The organism is Corynebacterium frankenforstense (assembly GCF_030211955.1).
GTDB classification, from domain to species: domain Bacteria; phylum Actinomycetota; class Actinomycetes; order Mycobacteriales; family Mycobacteriaceae; genus Corynebacterium; species Corynebacterium frankenforstense_A.
Map to the genome: position 1 here is coordinate 1 of NZ_JASODI010000053.1, position 398 is coordinate 398.

General features: G+C 58.0%; 1 protein-coding gene and 1 pseudogene. Both read left to right on the forward strand.

Going from position 1 to position 398, the window contains the following annotated elements:
* Positions 1-200: pseudogene (locus tag QP119_RS11500) on the forward strand (hypothetical protein); the annotation flags it as partial.
* Positions 200-398, forward strand: a 199-nt coding sequence (locus QP119_RS11505; protein WP_284776301.1) for a hypothetical protein, incomplete at its 3' end; no start/stop codon positions are given. The pseudogene QP119_RS11500 and the gene QP119_RS11505, both read left to right, overlap by 1 nt.

The window sequence follows — 398 nt, forward strand, 5'->3', positions numbered from 1 at the left end:
GTGCGGAGCAGGATAACGAGGGTTACGAGACCGAGCGTGTGCTTCGTATGCGCCTTCTGCGGAAGGACATGGGTGTGAAGATTGGTGCTCAGTCGAAGGTGGAGATCGACGGCGAGATGTGGTCGGTGTTTGGTGACCGCACTCAGTATCGGGCCTCTAATCGAACGCATCATCATGATTACACTCTCCGGAGGGCGTAGTGGCGCATCTAGAGTGGCATTACGACGAGGAGGGGCTTAACCGGGTTCTTGTTCGGTCTACGAGCATCCCGAGCGAGACGTTGGCGGTGGCGAATCAGATCGCTGCTATCGGCGCTGTCCGACTGGCTGCGCATCACGCTAACAACGTTGATGATCCTCGTCCTGATTCGAGCGTGAGCGTGTCTCGCGGTGCGGTTG